This is a genomic window from Paraburkholderia sacchari (assembly GCF_000785435.2).
GTDB classification, from domain to species: Bacteria; Pseudomonadota; Gammaproteobacteria; order Burkholderiales; family Burkholderiaceae; genus Paraburkholderia; species Paraburkholderia sacchari.
On the sequence record NZ_JTDB02000002.1, the window covers coordinates 161,478 to 181,648 of the forward strand.

Sequence of the window (20,171 nt, forward strand, 5' to 3'; positions counted from 1 at the left end):
AAGGCTGGGAGGCGTGCGGCTCTTTCTGGCGCTGCGGCTTCAGGCGATGGGCCTTCAAAGCGCGCGGCAATCCGCACGGCGCGAGGCACGCGCAACAACGCTGCGGCCTCTCACGCGAGAGGTGCGATGTTAACACGAGGCGGCTTCACATCGATGCAGCGCCGATGCGGCCCCGATGCCGTTCACACGCCGCCCCTGCAACGCGTGCCACAATAACGGGCTCCCGCCACCCCCGGCGACGGTTCGCGCCGCGCCGCTTCATTGCTGGAAAGAGGACGCGCTTCATGACTGCCCCCCTGCAAATCGGCCTGATGGGCTATGGCTTCGCCGGCCAGACCTTCCACGCTCCCGTAATCGCCCATAGCGGCGCCGCCACGCTTGCCGCCATCGCGACGAGCCAGGCCGAGCGCGCGCAAGCCGATTACCCGGACGCCGCGATCGTCCCCGATCTCGACGCCCTGCTCTCGCTCGACGCCATCGAATGCGTGGTGATCGCCACGCCCAACGACACGCACTACGAGCTCGCGCGCCGCACGCTGGAGCGCGGCAAGCATGTGCTCGTGGACAAGCCGGTCACGCTCAGCGCCGAGGAAGCACACACGCTCGCGGCCATCGCGAAGCAGCGCGGCCTCGTGTTCGCGCCGTTCCACAACCGCCGCTGGGACGGCGATTTCCTCACCGTGCGCGAGCTGCTCGCGAACGGCGCACTCGGGCGCGTCACGCACTTCGAGTCGCATTTCGACCGCTTCCGCCCGCAGGTGCGCCAGCGCTGGCGCGAGGACGCCACGCGCGGCGGCGGCCTGCTCTACGATCTCGGGCCGCATCTGATCGACCAGGCGCTCGCGCTGTTCGGCGCACCCGAGGCGGTCACGGCGTTCGTCCACACGCGGCGCGAGCACGCCAGCGCGCCCGACTACGCGCACCTCGTGCTGCGCTACGCCGGCCATGACGCCGTGCTCCATGCGAGCGCGCTGGCCGCATTCTCGCCGCGCTTCGTGATTCACGGCACGCGTGGCAGCTACCTGAAGAACGGGCTCGATACACAGGAAGACCAGTTGAAGGCGGGGCTGCGTCCAGGGCAGCCGGGCTTCGGTGACGGCAACGAAGCGGGCCGCCTGCACACACTCGCCGATGACGGCACGGAAGCCGAGCGCACCGTGCCCAACGCCGCCGGCAATTACGCCGATCTCTATCGCGCGCTCGCCGCCGCGATCCGCAATGGCGAGCCGTTCCCGGTGAGCCCGCAGGACGCCGTCGACGTGATGAGCATCATCGAGATCGCCGCGCAAAGCGCCGCCGAAGGCCGCACGATTGCGTTCGCGCGCGCGGCCTGAGCCGACCGCCCCGCACCTTGCATTCGCCCGACGCGGCTGAAAGGTCTGAACAAATCGTTACAAGTGCGCGCCGTTCCCGGGTCATCGGGCGGCGCGCGCGGCACGTTTGCGGATGTACGACACAAAAAATGCAGCAACAACGACGAGAAGCTGCAAAAAGGAGAGTCTCAATGACCCGTTTGAACCGTGCCATCCGCTACGCCGCCGCCGGCGCGCTCATCTCGACGCTCGCCGCGTGCGTGGTCAACCAGCCCGCCCCGCGCCCCACCGTGGTGGTCGCCCCGAATCCCAGCCCGAACCCACACGAGGTGGCCGTGGAGCGCCTCCACCAGATCGACGGACGCCTCGACAATCTGGGCCGCCGCATCGATGCGCGCGTGAATCAGGGCTATTATCCGCCGCCCCAGGGCGCCGCGCTCCATCACCGCCTCGACACGATCCGCGGCGAAGCGCACGACATGGCGAGCCAGCACGGCGGCGGCATCTCCGCCGACGAGCAGCATGTGCTGAACCAGGAACTGGATACGGCGGCGCGCGCGATCGGAGAGTAATCCGGGACATTCGGCACATCAAGCGGCGCGCTGTGCAGCAAACTGCAGCAAACCGCACGCCGCCTGCCCCCGATTTTTTCCGCATTGACACACCTGCCAAGCGTCGCGCACAATCGCTCCGCGCGCCGGGAGAGCGCGCCGTTTGTCGCACCCTGCCATCGAGCGGGTGCAATGCGCGGCGCCGCCGAAGGGGCAACCCACAAACTCTCAGGCAAAAGGACCGTGCGCGCCGGACCGCTGAATCACCCGCCTCGCGTTGATGCGCAGCGCGGCTTTCAGGTCCGCAACTCTGGAGAGCGGCAGTAGAACGGCGGCGGATCACCCCGCGCGTTCAGGCTGCCCACCGAAGGGGCGCGCGCCGTCAAGCATCATTAGCCCGGCGCAATCTCTCAGGTATCGAGGACAGAGGGGCCATGCAAGAACCGACCCCAGGCATTGGGCCTGTGGCGTTTCCTGCATGGCCTTTTTCGTTTTCGCGCGATTTATCGTGACCGCCTGAGGCCCCATGACCGAACTCAAACGCACCCCGCTGAACGACTCGCACCGCGCGCTCAATGCCCGCATGGTCGACTTCGGCGGCTGGGACATGCCCGTCAACTACGGCTCGCAGATCGACGAGCATCGCGCCGTGCGCACCGATGCCGGCATGTTCGACGTCTCGCACATGTGCGTCGTCGACTTCTCGGGCGCGAAGGCGCGCGAGTTCTTTTCGCGCGCGCTCGCCAACAACGTCGCCAAGCTCACGACGCCGGGCAAGGCGCTCTACTCGTGCATGCTGAACCCCGAAGGCGGCGTGATCGACGACCTGATCGTCTATTACTTCGCCGACGACCAGTTCCGCACCGTGGTCAACGCGGGCACCGCCGAAAAAGACATCGCCTGGTTCGAGAAGCTCAACGCCGAAGGCGGCTTCGGCCTCACCATCACGCCGCGCCGCGATCTCGCGATCGTCGCCGTGCAGGGCCCGAACGCGCGCGATAAGGTCTGGCAAGTCGCGCCGTCGTCGCGCAGCGCCACCGAAATCCTCAAGCCCTTCAACGCCGCGAAGATCGAAGCCTCGCCGTTTGGCGAGCTGATGGTCGCGCGCACCGGCTACACCGGCGAAGACGGCTTCGAAGTCGTGCTGCCCGCCGCCGCCGTGGGTGAGTTCTGGGACGCCCTGCAGCGCCAGGGCGTGAAGCCCTGCGGCCTCGGCGCGCGCGACACGCTGCGCCTCGAAGCGGGCATGAACCTCTACGGCCAGGACATGGACGAGACCGTCTCGCCGCTCGACGCGGGCCTCGCCTGGACCGTCGACATGAAGGAGCCGCGCGACTTCGTCGGCCGGCCCGTGCTCGAAGCCAACGGCTCGCGCATGGCCTTCGTCGGCCTGATCCTGCAAAAGGAAAACGGCAAGGCCGGCGGCGTGCTGCGCGCGCACCAGAAAGTACAAACGCCGCAGGGCGAAGGCGAAATCACGAGCGGCACCTTCTCGCCCACGATGCAGGAATCGATCGCCTTCGCGCGCGTGCCCCAGGGCGTGCAGCCGGGCGACGTCGTGCAGGTGTTGATCCGCGACAAGGCCCTGCCTGCAAGCGTGGTAAAACTGCCCTTCGTGCGCAACGGCAAGGTGCTCGCCGCCTGATTCGCGCCACGCACGCCCCCCCTTTCAAGCCATAACGAACCACGCACTGGAGCAACCCATGAGCATCCCGGCCGATCTGAAATACACCGAATCGCACGAATGGATCCGCACCGAAGCCGACGGCACGCTGACCGTCGGCATCACCGACCACGCGCAGGAAGCGCTCGGCGACATCGTCTTCCTCGAGTTGCCTGATGCAGGCCGCGCGGTCGCCGCCGGCGACGCCGTTGCCGTGATCGAGTCGGTCAAGGCCGCCTCGGACATCTACGCGCCGGTCGCGGGCGAGATCATCGAATCGAATTCGGCGCTCGTCGACACGCCGGACCAGGTGAACGGCGCCCCGTACGAGTCGTGGCTCTTCAAGATCAAGCCGGCCGACGGCGCCAAGCTCGACGCGCTGATCGACGCCGCCGCGTACGAAAAGGCCATCGGCGCCTGATCGGCAGCCCGGCAGGCAAACCCGTCTCAACCTCAACGGCGCAGCGGCACGCACTTCACCCGTGCCGCCCGCGCCGGTAGTAAAACCCGGAACCCCCATGAAGCTCGAACACCCGGATCGTCTGATGAACTCCCCGCTCTCGCTTGCTGCGCTCGAAGCGCACGACGCTTTCGCCGCCCGCCACATCGGCCCCGATTCGGCCGACCAGCAGGCGATGCTCGACGCGCTCGGCTTCGCCTCGCGCGCCGCGCTGATCGATGCGGTGATTCCGGCCAAGATCCGCCGCAACGAGACGCTGCCGCTCGGCCCGTTCTCGCAGCCGCGCTCGGAAGCCGAAGCGCTTGCCGCCCTGCGCGCGCTCGCGGACAAGAACCAGGTGTTCCGCTCCTATATCGGGCAGGGCTATTACGACACGCACACGCCGGCCGTGATCCTGCGTAACGTGCTCGAAAACCCGGCCTGGTACACGGCTTACACGCCGTACCAGCCAGAAATCTCGCAGGGCCGCCTCGAAGCCCTGCTGAACTTCCAGCAGATGATCGTCGACCTGACGGGCCTCGCGATCTCGAACGCGTCGCTGCTCGACGAAGCCACGGCCGCCGCCGAAGCGATGACGCTCGTGCAGCGCGTGGGCAAGTCGAAGTCGAACGTATTCTTCGTCGCCGACGACGTGCTGCCGCAAACCATCGAAGTGGTGAAGACGCGCGCGACGCCGATCGGCGTCGAGGTGAAGGTCGGTCCCGCCGCTGAGGCGGCGCAAGCAGGCGCATTTGGCGTGCTGCTCCAGTATCCGGGCGTGAACGGCGATGTGCGCGACTACCGCGAACTCGCCGCCGCGGTCCACGCAGCCGGCGGCTCGGTTATCGCCGCTGCCGACCTGCTCGCGCTCACGATGCTCACGCCGCCGGGCGAATGGGGCGCCGATGTGGCCGTGGGCAACTCGCAGCGCTTCGGCGTGCCGATGGGCTTCGGCGGCCCGCACGCCGCGTACCTCGCGGTGAAGGACGAATTCAAGCGCCAGATGCCGGGCCGTCTCGTCGGCGTGACCGTCGACGCGCAGGGCAACCCGGCGCTGCGCCTCGCGTTGCAAACGCGCGAGCAGCATATCCGCCGCGAAAAGGCCACCTCGAACGTCTGCACGGCGCAGGCGCTGCTCGCGATCATGGCGAGCATGTACGCGGTCTATCACGGCCCGCAGGGCCTCAAGCGCATCGCGCAGCGCGTGAACCGCGTCGCCGCCATTCTTGCTGCGGGCGCGAAGCAACTGGGCTACACGCTCGTGAACGAGTCGTTCTTCGACACGCTCACGTTCGAAGCCGGCGCGCGCACCCAGGCGCTGCATGACGCGGCGCTCGCGCGCGGCATGAACCTGCGCCGCGTGAGCGAAACGCGCGTGGGTGTCTCGGTCGACGAAACCACCACGCGTGGAGATCTGGCCGATCTGCTCGCCGTGTTCGCGCAAGCCGCGTTCGCAAACGAAGCGCCCTCGGTCGACGCACTCGACGCGCAGCTTGTGTCACAGCCGGCCTCGCAGGAGGCGGCCACGTTCCCGGCCGCGCTCGTGCGCGAAAGCGCCTATCTCACGCACCCGATCTTCAACTGCCACCATTCGGAAACGGAAATGCTGCGCTACCTGCGCAGCCTCGCCGACAAGGACCTCGCGCTCGACCGCTCGATGATCCCGCTCGGCTCGTGCACGATGAAGCTCAACGCCACCTCGGAAATGCTGCCGGTCACGTGGCCCGAGTTCGGCCGCATCCACCCGTTCGCACCCACCGAGCAGACCGTCGGCTATCGCGAGATGGTCGATCAGCTCGAGCAGATGCTGGTGGCGGCCACGGGCTACGCCGCCGTCTCGCTGCAGCCGAACGCGGGCTCGCAGGGCGAGTACGCGGGCCTGCTGATCATCCACGCGTACCACGAGTCGCGCGGCGAGGGCCATCGCAACGTCTGCCTGATTCCGGCTTCGGCGCACGGCACCAACCCGGCTTCGGCGCAGATGGCCGGCATGCAGGTCGTGGTGGTCGCTTGCGACGCCCAGGGCAACATCGATCTCGCCGACCTCAAGGCCAAGGCCGAGCAGCACGCGGCGAAGCTTGCGGCGATCATGATCACGTATCCGTCCACGCACGGCGTGTTCGAAGGCAACGTGCGCGAAGTCTGCGAGATCGTGCACGCGCACGGCGGCCAGGTCTACGTCGACGGCGCGAACATGAACGCGATGGTGGGCCTTGCGGCCCCCGGCCAGTTCGGCGGCGACGTCTCGCACCTGAACCTGCACAAGACCTTCTGCATTCCGCACGGCGGCGGCGGACCGGGCGTCGGTCCGGTCGCGGTGGGCGCGCACCTCGCGCAGTTCCTGCCGAACCAGCTTTCGTCGGGCTACAAGCGCTCGACCGACCAGGGCAATGGCATCGGCGCGGTGAGCGCGGCGCCCTACGGCTCGGCCTCGATCCTGCCGATCTCGTGGATGTACATCGCGATGATGGGCGCGGCCAACCTCACCGCCGCAACGGAAATGGCGATCCTCAACGCGAACTACGTCGCGAAGAAGCTCGCGCCGCACTATCCGGTGCTCTACAGCGGCCCCGGCGGCCTGGTCGCGCACGAGTGCATTCTCGACCTGCGCCCCATCAAGGATTCGAGCGGCATCACCGTGGACGACGTCGCCAAGCGCCTGATGGACTACGGCTTCCACGCGCCCACCATGAGCTTCCCGGTGCCGGGCACGCTGATGGTTGAGCCGACCGAGTCGGAGTCGAAGGAAGAGCTCGACCGCTTCATCGACGCCATGGTTGCAATCCGCGAGGAAATTCGCGCCGTGGAAGAGGGCCGCGCGGACAAGGAAGACAACCCGCTGCGTCACGCGCCGCACACGGCGGCGGTCGTGGTCGCCAACGAGTGGCCGCACGGCTACTCGCGCGAGCAGGCTGCCTACCCGGTGGCGTCGCTCGTCGCGCGCAAGTACTGGCCGCCGGTTGGCCGCGCCGACAACGTCTACGGCGACCGCAACCTGTTCTGCTCGTGCGTGCCGATCGGCGAATATGCGAGCGACAACGCCGGTCAGGGCGAATAAAACGCGCCCGATCGCCCAGCCCATGCAGCACGTCCAGCCGCCGCGCGCTCCGCGAGGAGCCGCGGCGGTTTTTGCACGCCGCACATTTGCCCCCGCAAACTCGCGCCAAACCGTTAACATCACACACCTGTCAGCCTTGAACCAGGGAGTCGCGCATGGCGCGGAAGGTGGGAACGGCCTTTGCCGGGCATGCCCCGGCGGCAACACAAGTCAGGCGGGCCGCGCGGGCCACGAGCGGTGCATCGGGCCAAAACGCGCGTGCATTCGTCACGGCCTGGCTGCTCGGCATGGGATTTGCGGGTCCGGGCGCAGCGAATCTCGCTCATGCGGCCATGAACTTCTGCGCGGCGCCCGCGCTGCAGACGAGCGAACGCACCAACGCGGATCCGGGCGTGAAAGCGCTCGTGGCCGAGGTGCAGGCTCACGTGAACGACGTGCCCCATCCGCTTGCGAAACTGCATACGGAAGGCACGCTCCCGCACGAGGGCATCTACGACCAGAGCGTGGAGGCCGAAAAGGAACTCGACCTGATGCGCAACGCGGCGCTCGCCTGGCGCGCAACGAGCGACGACCGCTACCTGAAGCTCGTCGACCGCTTCCTGTTCGCGTGGGTCACGACGTATCAGCCGAGCTTCAGCCCCATCGACGAAACGCACTTCGACGGGCTGATTCTCGCCTACGACATGACCGCGAGCGCGCTGCCCGTGAAAACGCGCAACGCCACCATGGTGTTCCTGAACAAGTTCGTGAACGGCTACATCAAGCAGGTGGACGAGCAACCGCGCCCGCTCACCGGCACGTTCGCGAACAACTGGCAAAGCCACCGGGTCAAACTGATAGCGATGACGGCGTTCACGCTCGACAACCGCAAGCTGATTGCGGCGGCGCAGCGGCTGTTCATCGAGCAGATTGGCAACAACGTCGCGCCCGACGGCGCGACGCTCGATTTCGCGGAACGCGATGCGCTGCATTACGTGACCTACGACCTGGAGCCGCTGGTGGCCGCCGCGCTCGCCGCGCGCCGCCACAACCGCAACTGGCTGCCCGAGCGCGGAACCAACGGCGCGACGCTCGCGGGCGCGCTGAACTGGCTCACGCCCTATGCAATGGGCGAGAAGATTCACGAGGAATTCGTGCATTCGAGCGTGCCGTTCGACGCCAAACGCCGCGAGGCCGGGTTGCCCGGCTACACCGGCGCCTGGGATCCGAAGAACGCCGCCGAGCTGTATCACCTGGCCGCCCGACTGGACGGCCGCTATACGCCAATCGCGCTGCATCTCGCGCCCACGCCGCCGGCGTGGCTGGCCGTCTGTCTGCCGTTGGCGGCGCGCTGAAAAGCGCGCCGTGGCGGCAGTGGGTGCGGCGGACAGCGAGACCAGACGCGCGCGGCACTCATTGAAACCGACTAGACGAAGCAGGAGCAGTACCCATGGCAGTAAGCGTTTTCGATCTCTTCAAAATCGGCATCGGGCCGTCGAGTTCGCACACCGTCGGGCCGATGCGCGCGGCGCTGATGTTCGCGGAAGGACTCGAGCGCGACGGGCTGCTCGCGTCCACCGCCTCGGTGAAGTGCGAACTTTACGGCTCGCTCGGCGCGACCGGCAAGGGCCACGGCACCGACCGCGGCGTGATGCTCGGCCTGATGGGCGATGCGCCCGACACCGTCAACCCCGACACCATCTCCGAGCGCCTCGAAGCGGTGCGCGCCTCGCGCCAGCTCGCGCTGCTCGGCAAGCACCCGATCCCGTTCGTGCAGAAGGACCACATCGCCTTCTATCGCCAGGCGCTGCCCGAGCATCCGAACGGCATGAAGCTGCGCGCACTCGACGCCAGCGGCGCGACGCTGCGCGAAAGCACCTATCTCTCCGTGGGCGGCGGCTTCGTGGTCACCGCGGGCGCGGCCAACACCAAGGTGCTGGGCGCCGCGCAGCAACTGCCGCATCCGTTCAGCACGGGCGCGGAAATGCTCGCGATGTGCCAATCGACGGGCAAGAGCATTGCGCAATTGATGCTCGAAAACGAGCACATCTGGCATAGCGACGAGGAAATCCGCTCGGGCCTGCTGCGCATCTGGAACGTGATGCAATCGTGCGTCTCGCGCGGCTGCGGCATCAACAACCCCGACGCCGATGGCACGCTGCCCGGCCCGTTCCAGGTGAAGCGGCGCGCGGCGCAGCTCTACAAGGCGCTCACCAGCAACCCCGAGCGCGCGCTGCAAGACCCGCTCTCGATGATCGACTGGATCAACCTCTACGCGATCGCCGTGAACGAGGAAAACGCCGCCGGCGGACGCGTCGTGACTGCGCCCACCAATGGCGCGGCGGGCATCATTCCCGCCGTGCTCCACTACTACGTGCGCTTCACGCCCGGCGCGAACGAGCAGGGGGTGATCGACTTCCTGCTCACGGCCGCGGCTATCGGCATTCTGTACAAGCTCAACGCGTCGATCTCGGGCGCGGAAGTGGGTTGCCAGGGCGAAGTGGGCGTCGCCTGCTCGATGGCCGCAGGGGCGCTTGCCGCCGTGCTCGGCGGCACGCCGCAGCAGGTGGAGAACGCTGCCGAAATCGGCATGGAGCACAACCTCGGCCTCACCTGCGACCCGGTGGGCGGCATGGTGCAGATTCCCTGCATCGAGCGCAACGCGATGGCCTCGGTGAAGGCCGTGAACGCCGCGCGCATGGCGCTGCGCGGCGACGGTGCGCACTACGTTTCGCTCGACTCCGTTATCAAGACGATGCGCGAGACCGGCGCCGACATGAAGACGAAGTACAAGGAAACGTCGCGCGGCGGACTTGCGGTGAACATCGTCGAGTGCTGATGCGCGGGTTTCCGGCGTAGCCAGGACGTAACCCGAACGTAACCCGGACGCAATTCTCGATGCAATTCGGACGTACTCACATAACGAACCAGGGAGACTTGACCGTCATGCAGCAGCCGAACGATTCAGCCCGCGTTTCCGATTCCGCGACCGTCACCGGTGCACGTCTCGTGGTGGACGCGCTCGTCGCCAACGGCGTCGAGCGCGTGTTCTGCGTACCCGGCGAGAGCTATCTCGCCGTGCTCGATGCGCTCGCCGACGAGACCACGCGCATCGACACCATCGTGTGCCGCCACGAAGCGGCGGCGGCCAACATGGCGGAAGCGGTCGGCAAGCTCACGGGCAAGCCCGGCATCGCGCTCGTCACGCGCGGTCCCGGCGCGACGCATGCGGCGATCGGCGTGCACACGGCTTACCAGGACTCCTCGCCGATGATCCTGCTGATCGGCCAGGTCGCGCGCGATCAGATGGACCGCGAAGCGTTTCAGGAGATCGACTACCGGCGCATGTTCGGCCAAATGGCGAAGTGGGTTGCGCAGATCGACGACGCGCGCCGCGTGCCCGAGTACTTGAGCCATGCGTTCCATGTCGCGACGTCGGGGCGCCCCGGCCCGGTCGTGCTCGCGCTGCCCGAGGACATGCTGAGCGGCGCGATTCCCGCAGGGCAAGCCCAGCACATCGCGCCTGCCGCGCAACGCGTGCAGGCGTCGCCCTCGGCGGCGCAGATCGAACGGCTGCGCACGCTGCTCGCCAACGCGAAGAAACCCTTCGTGATTGCGGGCGGTCACGGCTGGACGCGCGAAGCGTGCGCGAACCTGCAGCGCTTCGTCGAGCAATGGCAGTTGCCGGTGGGTCTCGCGTTCCGCTTCCAGGACACGCTCAACAACGATCACCCGAACTATGCGGGCGACGTGGGGCTCGGCATCAATCCGGCGCTGGCCGCGCGCATCCGCGAAGCCGACGTGCTGCTCGCGCTCGGCCCGCGCCTTGGCGAAGCCACGACCGGCGGCTACGCGCTCCTCGACATTCCGAAGACGAAGCAGACGCTCATTCACGTGCATCAGGGCGCGGAAGAACTGGGCCGCGTCTATGCCGCCGATCTGCCGATCGTCTCGGGTCTGGCCGAAATCGCCGCGCTGCTCGCAGCGCTGCCCGCACCCGAGGCACCGGCATGGGCCGGCTCCGCTCAGGCCGCGCACGAAGCGTATCTCGCGTGGCGCGCGCCGCGCCCCATGCCTGGCGACGTGCAACTGGGCGAAGTCATGCAGCAGCTTCGCGCGCGCCTGCCCGACGACGCCATCGTCACGAACGGCGCGGGAAATTACGCGACTTGGCTGCATCGACACTTTGCGTACCGCGATTTCCGCTCGCAGCTTGCGCCCACCAGCGGCGCGATGGGCTACGGCGTGCCGGCCGCGATTGCGGCGAAGTCGCTATATCCGGAGCGCGCCGTGGTGGCGCTCGCCGGCGACGGCTGCTTCATGATGTCCGCGCCCGAACTGGCGACGGCGATGCAATACGGCCTCGCGGTGGTGTTCATCGTCGTGAACAACGGGCATTACGGCACGATCCGCATGCACCAGGAGCGCAACTACCCGAACCGCGTGCACGGCACACAGCTCACGAACCCGGACTTCGCGGCGTTTGCGCAGTCGTTCGGCGCGCACGGCGAGATCGTCACGACGACCGCGCAGTTCGCGCCGGCGCTGGAGCGCGCGCTCAACGCGGGCAAGCCGGCGTTGATCGAGATTCGCGTGACGAAGGAGGCCAGCACGCCTGCCGCTTCGCTGGAGCAGATTCGCGAGCAGGGAAGGAAGGCGCGCGAGGAATGAGTCGATTGGAGTCCTGAATAAGATCACCTTTTGCCGTGAGTTTCTGGATGTATGGTTCTTCGCGGATTGGCGTGAAGAACCATACGTATCGTCATTAAGCTCGCCTCACAGTGCGCCTGGCCTGAATCGCACTGTCTTCGATACAGCATCCCACAGCCCAACGGCCTCGCCGGTGGAGAGTGATCCTTTCTCGAGTTTTACGAACCGCCCATCTATTTCTAGCTGCCCACCGGTCTCCATATCCAAAGACAAATACGGTGAGGAAGGCCCGCTCGTGGTCTCGTTGACGGCGAGCATGAATGTGTCGCCGCGACCCTCTCCTGGTTTTAGTCCTTCGAAGAGCCATTCTCCGCCCCTCAGGCCGGATATTTCCACCGCTCCTTTACGGATGACTTTGGCATCCATTGCATTGAGGGCGTCCAACGTTTGGGGATTGACTGCGTGCTGCAAGAGCGTCGTGTTTCCTCGGGGTGCTGAATTGACTGATACGGTGAAAGAGACGTCGCGATTATTTGCCAACGTAAATCCTCCCCGAACGTACTGATCATCCGTTGCCTTCCCGGGAAGAAATCCGCCTGCGAAGCACACGCCTGGCTCGGCTGGAATGTCGTCCGGGGAGCGTCCACGCAGATTTTCCAGCAGGTTGAACACCACCGCTGTTTTCTCGGGAACCTCGTTCTTCACGTCGAACTGCTTGACGATGGGATCACTACTCCGGTCGGGATTGGTGTAGTCGTAGGTTTTTACCTTCAACAGGAGGCGATAACCCCGATCCCACTTGTAGCCCTCGATATATCGTCTGTTTGGGGCTTCATAGATAGTGCCGCGATGGATAAAGTAGTAGGTATGTTGCCCCCGCGCATTGCCAGCCTCATACAGGAACGGATATGCATCCCGGCTCCTGGTTGCTTTCAGCGCTGCCTCGCGTTGCGCGACCTCCTCCCGCCAGGCGTCTTCCGTCATCGCCTTCGCTTCGATATCGACACCCGCGATCTTGGCGTAGCCGTACTCCGTTGCGTCCTCCGGCATATCGACCAGGTAACGGCCCACACACCGCGTCTTCAAGTTTGCAGTCAGTTCAGTCACGATTTGCTTTTCCTGTTGGCTCAGCGGCGCCGGCTTGTGATCGCACGCAGCAATGGTCAATATCAGGCAGGCAACAGCGAGCGTTGCACGCGGTTTTCTCATGCCTTGTATTCCAGCGCCGTGCCCTTCACGCTCTGCGCGATGCGGGTAATGGCGTGAAGCGTGAAGCGTCGGGTAGCGTCCAGCTTGTAGGCCCCTTCGTGCTCGATACCAGCGAAGGCTACACAGGCTTGCGCCCGATGGGCAGGCGCGCGGCCCGAACGCACCGGCACCGTACCATCGCCGTGCTCATCGGCATCCCGCAGGACAAACCTGGCGAACGAGGCTTTTCCATCGAGCGTCGTCTTGACCAGTTGACCGCCGCTCGCGGGGTCATCGCTGCCGCGTATTCCCAGCAAGTCGGCCATCGGCGGAACACCACCGCGCAGCAGTGGTGGCGTTTGCTGCGTCCACGTGACGTTGCCGTATGCCTTGTGCTTCTCGTCATCGCCGTAAAAAGCATAGGTGTTGGCGTGATACTTGCCGCTAATGTCGTCGTGGAATGGCTGCACGTCGTCTAGTATCAAGTCCGCGAACGCCTTCCAATCCTGCTCGACAGTCTTCTTTGTCGTATCGAGCGGATTAAGCAACTGATCATCGCACAGCCCCCACCAGGTGCCGCGCACCGTATAGATTTCGCTGTATGGGTCCGATGCCGGCAACTCGACAACCCGTTCCCCGTCCCTGATCCTGAGCCATCCCATGCCGTAGTCGCGGCTCGGCAACAGTTGCAGCGGACCCGGCGCATTGCCGACCACCGCGGTCATGCTGGCCGCGTCTGCCCCCAGCACAAGCGCTGACAGAACCCCCACGATACCCGCGCCTTCCGTGCCGGCTTTCATCCGCCTGTAGGCGGCCGCTGCCCCCGTGGCGGGCATCACCCCGTGCACGACGCCCAGCACCTTGTCGCGCAGCCCCATCACTTCCGAGTAGTAGCGGGCCACCAGTCCGCCCATCGAGTGGGTGACCAGGATTACCCTGTCGCAGTGGTAGTTGAACTGTTTGCGGTACCACGCCGTGATTTCATCGATCCGGCTCGCCAGACGCTCCGCCGACACGGCGTTCGATTGCAGCCAGTTGTAGCCCACTGCGTGCACGGGAAACTGATACTTGTATGAGAGCGCAACCTCGTCGCGCGCCAGCTTTTCCAGACCCGGCGTGATGATATGGCAAAGGCTCTCCCGCAAGCCCTTGCGGCCATAGTCCGTGCCCGCATGCGCATCATTCAGCGCGTTTTCAAGCCACACCAGCCACTCGCCGTAGCTCATGTACGCGACTTCGCCCCAGCCGCGCCGACGCAGCTCGTCTTCGGTCTGTGCTGTACCGGCGGCAATCTTGCCACCGCCATGGACTTGGGTCTTGCCTGGATCCAGAAGAAGCTTGCGCTCATCCGGGCTTCTCATCATCCATGATTTGACAGTCGAATTGCTGTTAAGCAGCCAAACCGGTTTGGGCACTGAATCAGTGGTTTCCAGATTGGTCCCCATCACACCAGGCACAAAGACAACGGGGATGATACGACTCGGGACCATGTAGCAGACTGCCGTACTATTGTCTGGCGCTGACGTGATGGACAAATAATGAACTGATCCATCGTCGGCGGTCGTTGGCCGGATGATGCGTTCTTGCTGTGTAGCCAATGCAGGTTTCTCCCATTTGCACGGAACGTGTGTTTAAAGAAACAACCCGTAGAGGTTGGGCAGCAGACTAGGCCGTGGTACTAGCCAGCTTCAACCCACCGACCTTGATATGGGAAACACTTGTCAGGGGCAATGAGAAAAATCAAGAGAAACTCATGCAATTTGAGCGTATCCACCTCCAGGAATAACAAAACAAAAGCCCCGCAGGCATCAAACCTGCGGGGCTTTTCACATCAACTTGCGGATCGACCGCGAGCGAACTGCTTACTTGCCGCCCACGCTCTGCAGCGTCGTCCACTTGCCGTCGACAACCTTGTACAGCGTGATGCCGCCGTTCTTCAGGTCGCCCTTGGTGTCGTACGCGAGTTCCTTCGACGTCACGGACGGCATATTGGTCTTCGCGAGGAACGGCAGGTACTTGGCCGGATCCGTCGAGTTCGCGGCCTTCATGGCGGCGAACATCGCCATTGCGCCGTCGTAGGCGTACGGCGAGTAGGTCTGGACGTCTTCGCCAAAGCGCTTCTTGTACTTAGCGACGTAGTCCTTGCCGCCCGGCATTTCTTCCAGCGGCAGGCCCGCGAGCGACGCCACCGTGCCGTTCGCCGCATCACCCGCGATCTTCAGGAAGGTCGGCGTATGCACCATCTCGCCGCCCATCAGCGGCGCCGTGATGCCCAGCGACTTCATCTGCTTGACCATCGGCGCGGCTTGCGAATCGGCGCCGCCGTAGTAGATCAGATCCGGCTTCTGCGCCTTCAGCTTGGTCAAGATCGACTTGAAGTCCACGGCCTTGTCGTTCGTGTACTCGCGGTCGATGATCGTGCCGCCCGCTTCCTTCGCGGCCTTCGCGAACTGGTCGGCGAGACCCTGGCCGTAGGCCGTGCGGTCGTCAACCACGGCAATCTTCTTCATGCCGAGGCTCTTCACCGCGAACGTGCCCGCCACCGAACCCTGCTGGGTGTCCGAGGTCATCATGCGGAACGTGGTCTTGAAGCCTTGCTGCGTGTACTCCGGCGCCGTCGCCATCGCGATCTCGGGGATGCCGGCGTTCGCGTAGATGCGCGAGGCGGGAATCGTCGTGCCCGAGTTGAAGTGGCCGAGCATGCCCTTGATGCCGTCGTCGACGAGCTTTTGCGCGACCGTCGTGCCCGTGCGCGGGTCGGCCTGGTCGTCGGCCGATTCCAGCACGAAGTGCACCGGCTTGCCGCCGATCACCGGCTTGGTCGCGTTCATGTCTTCGACCGCGAGCGTGATGCCGTTCTGGAAATCCTTGCCGTAGTGCGCCTGCGAGCCCGTCATCGGGCCGGCAAAACCGATCTTGACATCCTGCGCCTGCTGCGCGTTAGCCGTCCCCGCCAGCGACAGTGCGGCAACCAGCGTTGCGCCTGCGAGCTGCTTCATGGTGTGTTGCATGTTTTCTCCTTGGTACCTGGTGTATCGGATGAGCGGCTTCGGGTCTCGCCTTGCCGCTTCCTTGTCCCTGGGGGACGATTCTTGCGACCGTGAAGTCTAGCCAATCGTCATCAGGTTCGCATTGCCGCCGGCCGCGGCGGTGTTCACGCTCACCGAACGTTCCGTGAGCAGGCGTTCGAGTGCGTAGTCTTCGTCGCCATTGGCGAGCGCATGCGCGGCCACGCCCTGCACCGAGACGATCGGTCCGCCGCGCTTGGCCACTTCCTTCACGACGCCGAGCAGCTCGTCGCTATCGCCCTCGAAAAGCACGGCGTCAAATTCGGCGTCGGCGCTCTTCTTCACCGCGACGTGCGCCTTCAGCTCGGCCGGCAGTGCGTTCACAAGCGCCTCGCCCGCCGCGCCCTGGAACAGCGCCCGGTTGCCCGTGGCCAGCACGACGGCAAGCTGAGCGCGCGCGCCCGTCGGCGTGGACGCCACGCACAGCACCGTGCCGCGCGCCGAAAGCGTGTAAGTGTTGCGCTCGCCGGTCGGCCCCGGCAGTACCGCCGTTGCGCCCGCCAGCACGTATTGCAGATAGCTGTCGCAGCGTGCCGCGAGCGCCGGTTCGCGCTCGGCGATGAGCCAGTCGCGCAGCGTCGTGAGCGTAGCGTGAGTCGATTGCGGCGCGCCGTTTTCCGTCTGCGGCGCATCCACCACGAGCGCCTTCGCGAGCGACTGCGGCAGCCCGGCCGGACGCTTGGCCAGGAGACGCGAGAGATACAGCGCGCCACCGGCTTTCGGCCCCGTACCCGAGAGCCCTTCGCCGCCGAACGGCTGCACGCCCACCACCGCGCCAATCACGTTGCGGTTCACGTAGATGTTGCCCACATGCGCGCGGCCGATCACATGCGCGATGGTTTCGTCGATGCGCGTATGGATGCCGAGCGTGAGCCCGTAGCCCGTCGCGCGGATCTGCTCGAGCAGCTTGTCCAGCTGGCTGCGGCGATAGCGGATCACGTGCAGCACCGGCCCGAACACTTCGCGCTTGAGTTCTTCGAGGCTGTCGATTTCGATCAGCGTCGGCGGCACGAAGGTGCCTTGCGCGCAGCTCTCCGCCATCGGCATCTGCGTGACCTTGCGGCTCTTTTCGCGCATCGCGCCGATGTGCGCGTCGATGCCGCGCTTCGCTTCGATGTCGATCACCGGGCCCACGTCGACCGACAGACGATCGGGGTTGCCCACCGCGAGTTCCTGCATCGCGCCCGTGAGCATTTCGAGCGTGCGCTCGGCCACGTCTTCCTGGAGGCACAGCACGCGCAGCGCGGAGCAGCGCTGGCCCGCCGAATCGAACGCGCTTTGCAGCACGTCGGCGACGACCTGCTCGGCCAGCGCCGACGAATCGACGATCATCGCGTTCTGCCCGCCCGTTTCGGCGATCAGCGGAATCGGCCGGCCATCCGAATCGAGGCGCTGCGAAAGCGTCTTGTTGATGAGGCGCGCGACTTCGGTCGAGCCCGTGAACATCACGGCGCGGGTGCGCGCATCGGCCACCAGAGCAGCGCCAACCGTTTCGCCGTCGCCCGGCAGCAGTTGCACCGCACCTGCCGGCACGCCCGCTTCGCGCAGAATGCGCACCGCCTGGGCGGCGATCAGCGGCGTCTGTTCAGCGGGCTTCGCGAGCACCGTATTGCCTGCGGCAAGCGCCGCGGCCACCTGGCCCATGAAGATCGCAAGCGGGAAGTTCCACGGGCTGATGCACACCACCGGACCGAGCGGACGATGCGTGTCGTTCGAGAACTCTTCGCGGATCTGCGTGGAGTAATAGCGCAGGAAGTCGATGGCTTCGCGGATTTCCGCCACGGCGTTCGGCAGCGATTTGCCCGCCTCGCGCACGATCAGGCCCATCAGCGTGTGCATCTGCGCTTCGAGCAAGTCGGCGGCACGCGCGAGGCAGTCGGCGCGCGCTTCCACGGGCGTGGCCTGCCAGATCGGCGCGGTCGAGACCGCGTGCGCAAGCGCGGCGCTCACGTGCTCGCTCGTTGCTTCCACAACGGTTCCCACGAGATCGCGATGATCGGCGGGATTGCGCACGTCACGCGCGGCGCCATCGGCAATATCGGCGTCGGCGAGCATCGGCGCGGCGCGCCACGGATGATGCGCGCTCGCGAGCAGCGCCGAAGACAGCGAGGCGAGGCGATGCTCGTTCGAGAGGTCGAAGCCCATCGAATTCTGGCGCTCGCTGCCGTAGAGATTGCGCGGCAGCGGAATCTTCGCGTGCGGCGCGCCCGTCGGCACGACCTTCGCGGCCTCGTCGATGGGGTTCGCGACCAGCTCGCTCACCGGCACGGTTTCGTCGGCGATGCGGTTCACGAACGAGGTGTTCGCGCCGTTCTCCAGCAGGCGGCGCACGAGGTACGCAAGCAGCGTTTCGTGCGTGCCGACCGGCGCGTAGACGCGGCACGGACGGTTGAGCTTGCCCTGCGAGACCGGGCCCGTCACTTCCTCGTACAGCGGCTCGCCCATGCCGTGCAGGCACTGGAATTCGTACTGGCCGGGATAGTAGTTATTGCCCGCGAGGTGATAGATCGCCGAGAGCGTGTAGGCGTTGTGCGTGGCGAACTGCGGATACACCGCGTCGGGCGCGTTCAGCAGCTTCTTCGCGCAGGCGATGTACGAAACGTCGGTGTAGATCTTGCGCGTGTAGACCGGATAGCCTTCGAGGCCGTCCACCTGGGCGCGTTTGATTTCGGTGTCCCAGTACGCGCCCTTCACGAGGCGCACCATGATGCGGTGACGGCTGCGGCGCGCGAGATCGACGATGTAGTCGATCACAAACGGGCAGCGCTTCTGGTAAGCCTGCACCACGAAGCCGATGCCGTTCCAGCCCGCGAGTTCCGGGTCGAAGCACAGCGCCTCGAGCAGGTCGAGCGAGAGTTCGAGGCGGTCGGCTTCCTCGGCGTCGATATTGAGGCCGATGTCGTAGCGGCGCGCCAGCACGGCAAGCGCACGCACGCGCGGCAGCAGCTCGCTCATCGTGCGTTCCTGCTGCGCGCGCGAATAGCGCGGATGCAGCGCGGAGAGCTTGATCGAGATGCCTGGGCCTTCGTAGATGCCGCGCCCGCCGGCGGCCTTGCCGATCGCGTGGATCGCCTGCTCGTAGGAGGCGTAGTAGCGCTGTGCGTCGGCTTCGGTGGTGGCCGCTTCGCCGAGCATGTCGTACGAGTAGCGGAAGCCGCGCGCTTCGAATTTGCGGCTGTTGGCGAGCGCCTCGGAGATGTTCTCGCCCGTCACGAACTGCTCGCCCATCAGGCGCATGGCCATGTCCACGCCCTTGCGGATCAGCGGCTCGCCGCCCTTGCCGATCATGCGCGTGAGCGCCGAAGACAGGCCCGTCTCGCTGTTGGTCGTGACCAGCTTGCCGGTGATCATGAGGCCCCAGGTGGCGGCGTTCACGAACAGCGACGGCGCGTGGCCGACGTGCGATTTCCAGTCGCCCTTGCTGATCTTGTCGCGAATCAGCGCATCGCGCGTGGCGCGGTCGGGAATGCGCAGCAGCGCTTCGGCGAGGCACATCAGAGCGACGCCTTCCTGGCTCGACAGCGAAAATTCGTGGATCAGGCCTTCGACGCCGCCGCCGGTGCCCTTCGCGCGCAACGCCTCGACGAGCCTGGTCGCGAGCTTCGTCACGTCGCCCGTGAGGTTCGCGGGCAGGCGCGCCTCGCCGATCAGGAACGGCACGCACTCCGGCTCGGGGCGGCGGTACGCGGCCGTGATGGCCGCGCGCAGCACCGACTGCGGCTGGATGTTCTGGGCGAAATCGAGGAACGGGTGTGACGCGGCTTCTTCGTCGCTGTCGCCTGCGCCGTCAACGAGATCGGCGGCGCTCACCTGGCCGCTCAGTTCGGGAGGCAACTGGCCGTGCTCGATCTTCTCGAGGTAAGCAAAGATCGCTTGCTTGATGAGCCAGTGCGGGGTGCGCTCGAGGCGCGTGGCGGCATCTTTGAGCCGCGAGCGGAGCAGGTCGTCGACCTTGACGCCAAGGGTGGTGCTAGCCATGTTTCCTTCGCATGCCGGCCGACCCGCACCGGCGAAAGACCAAAAAGTGGCCGAATCGTACGCCTTCAAATAAAAAGGTGCAACCCTCAGGCGAGTTTGGTTGCACCGTTCGCGAAGCCTTATGGGGCCTAGGTTTGCGGCCAGCGCCGGCCAGTATTGGCCCGCGCGTTGCACTCGGTATTTTCCCTGGCGAACAACAATCAGGCGAACCCTAATCGATTCCGCCGCCGTGCCGTTATACAAACCATCAAGGGGCCGATCATTGAATCCGGCGCGAAGGTGGA

At 65.8% G+C, this 20,171-nt stretch carries 12 protein-coding genes and 2 riboswitches; of the genes, 8 read left to right on the plus strand and 4 right to left on the minus strand.

Annotated features, from left to right (window positions below):
• The first annotated feature begins 284 nt into the window (after nucleotides 1–284).
• The 8 genes from NH14_RS07520 to NH14_RS07555 all read left to right on the plus strand — a co-directional run bounded on the left by NH14_RS07520 (nucleotide 285) and on the right by NH14_RS07555 (nucleotide 11,674).
• Nucleotides 285–1,334: an oxidoreductase gene (locus tag NH14_RS07520; protein WP_035532068.1), complete on the plus strand. Its 1,050-nt coding sequence runs from the start codon at nucleotides 285–287 to the stop codon at nucleotides 1,332–1,334.
• 179 nt (nucleotides 1,335–1,513) lie between these two features.
• Nucleotides 1,514–1,885 carry a hypothetical protein gene (locus NH14_RS07525; protein ID WP_035532222.1) on the plus strand — a complete coding sequence of 124 codons (372 nt, stop codon included), beginning with the start codon at nucleotides 1,514–1,516 and terminating at the stop codon, nucleotides 1,883–1,885.
• A 116-nt stretch (nucleotides 1,886–2,001) separates the two neighbouring features.
• Nucleotides 2,002–2,117: riboswitch (glycine riboswitch) on the plus strand.
• 47 nt (nucleotides 2,118–2,164) lie between these two features.
• Nucleotides 2,165–2,301, plus strand: a riboswitch (glycine riboswitch).
• Between the two features lie 89 nt (nucleotides 2,302–2,390).
• The gene (gene gcvT / locus NH14_RS07530) at nucleotides 2,391–3,509 is read left to right on the plus strand and encodes a glycine cleavage system aminomethyltransferase GcvT (protein ID WP_035532066.1); all 1,119 of its coding nucleotides are present in this window, start codon (nucleotides 2,391–2,393) and stop codon (nucleotides 3,507–3,509) included.
• A 58-nt stretch (nucleotides 3,510–3,567) separates the two neighbouring features.
• Nucleotides 3,568–3,948: a glycine cleavage system protein GcvH gene (gcvH, locus tag NH14_RS07535; protein WP_035532064.1), complete on the plus strand. Its 381-nt coding sequence runs from the start codon at nucleotides 3,568–3,570 to the stop codon at nucleotides 3,946–3,948.
• A gap of 97 nt (nucleotides 3,949–4,045) precedes the next feature.
• Nucleotides 4,046–7,024, plus strand: a complete 2,979-nt coding sequence (gene gcvP / locus NH14_RS07540; RefSeq protein ID WP_035532062.1) for an aminomethyl-transferring glycine dehydrogenase — start codon at nucleotides 4,046–4,048, stop codon at nucleotides 7,022–7,024.
• Between the two features lie 287 nt (nucleotides 7,025–7,311).
• Entirely contained in the window at nucleotides 7,312–8,358 is a 1,047-nt protein-coding gene (locus NH14_RS07545; RefSeq protein WP_035532219.1) for an alginate lyase family protein, read from the plus strand.
• 95 nt (nucleotides 8,359–8,453) lie between these two features.
• Entirely contained in the window at nucleotides 8,454–9,842 is a 1,389-nt protein-coding gene (locus tag NH14_RS07550; protein ID WP_035532059.1) for an L-serine ammonia-lyase, read from the plus strand.
• 107 nt (nucleotides 9,843–9,949) lie between these two features.
• Entirely contained in the window at nucleotides 9,950–11,674 is a 1,725-nt protein-coding gene (locus NH14_RS07555) for a thiamine pyrophosphate-binding protein (protein ID WP_035532057.1), read from the plus strand.
• A gap of 105 nt (nucleotides 11,675–11,779) precedes the next feature.
• On the opposite strand, the gene NH14_RS07560 is transcribed toward NH14_RS07555, so the two are convergent.
• From NH14_RS07560 to putA, 4 genes are all read right to left on the minus strand, one after another.
• The gene (locus NH14_RS07560) at nucleotides 11,780–12,862 is read right to left on the minus strand and encodes a Tli4 family immunity protein (protein WP_035532054.1); all 1,083 of its coding nucleotides are present in this window, start codon (nucleotides 12,860–12,862) and stop codon (nucleotides 11,780–11,782) included.
• The gene (locus NH14_RS07565; protein WP_168727134.1) at nucleotides 12,859–14,331 is read right to left on the minus strand and encodes an alpha/beta hydrolase; all 1,473 of its coding nucleotides are present in this window, start codon (nucleotides 14,329–14,331) and stop codon (nucleotides 12,859–12,861) included. Before NH14_RS07565 ends, NH14_RS07560 begins: the two co-directional genes overlap by 4 nt.
• A gap of 372 nt (nucleotides 14,332–14,703) precedes the next feature.
• Nucleotides 14,704–15,852: a branched-chain amino acid ABC transporter substrate-binding protein gene (locus tag NH14_RS07570; RefSeq protein WP_035523120.1), complete on the minus strand. Its 1,149-nt coding sequence runs from the start codon at nucleotides 15,850–15,852 to the stop codon at nucleotides 14,704–14,706.
• Nucleotides 15,853–15,948: 96 nt separating this feature from the next.
• The gene (gene putA / locus NH14_RS07575; RefSeq protein ID WP_035523122.1) at nucleotides 15,949–19,887 is read right to left on the minus strand and encodes a trifunctional transcriptional regulator/proline dehydrogenase/L-glutamate gamma-semialdehyde dehydrogenase; all 3,939 of its coding nucleotides are present in this window, start codon (nucleotides 19,885–19,887) and stop codon (nucleotides 15,949–15,951) included.
• Nucleotides 19,888–20,171: the final 284 nt, after the last annotated feature.

Excerpts from the sequence above, each read along its gene's own strand:
- NH14_RS07545 (WP_035532219.1), top strand. The coding sequence starts at position 7,312 with ATGGGATTTGCGGGTCCGGGCGCAGCGAATCTCGCTCATGCGGCCATG.
- NH14_RS07565 (WP_168727134.1), bottom strand. The coding sequence starts at position 14,331 with ATGGTCCCGAGTCGTATCATCCCCGTTGTCTTTGTGCCTGGTGTGATG.
- gcvH (WP_035532064.1), top strand. The coding sequence starts at position 3,568 with ATGAGCATCCCGGCCGATCTGAAATACACCGAATCGCACGAATGGATC.
- gcvP (WP_035532062.1), top strand. The coding sequence starts at position 4,046 with ATGAAGCTCGAACACCCGGATCGTCTGATGAACTCCCCGCTCTCGCTT.
- NH14_RS07555 (WP_035532057.1), top strand. The coding sequence starts at position 9,950 with ATGCAGCAGCCGAACGATTCAGCCCGCGTTTCCGATTCCGCGACCGTC.
- NH14_RS07570 (WP_035523120.1), bottom strand. The coding sequence starts at position 15,852 with ATGCAACACACCATGAAGCAGCTCGCAGGCGCAACGCTGGTTGCCGCA.
- gcvT (WP_035532066.1), top strand. The coding sequence starts at position 2,391 with ATGACCGAACTCAAACGCACCCCGCTGAACGACTCGCACCGCGCGCTC.
- NH14_RS07550 (WP_035532059.1), top strand. The coding sequence starts at position 8,454 with ATGGCAGTAAGCGTTTTCGATCTCTTCAAAATCGGCATCGGGCCGTCG.
- NH14_RS07520 (WP_035532068.1), top strand. The coding sequence starts at position 285 with ATGACTGCCCCCCTGCAAATCGGCCTGATGGGCTATGGCTTCGCCGGC.
- NH14_RS07560 (WP_035532054.1), bottom strand. The coding sequence starts at position 12,862 with ATGAGAAAACCGCGTGCAACGCTCGCTGTTGCCTGCCTGATATTGACC.
- putA (WP_035523122.1), bottom strand. The coding sequence starts at position 19,887 with ATGGCTAGCACCACCCTTGGCGTCAAGGTCGACGACCTGCTCCGCTCG.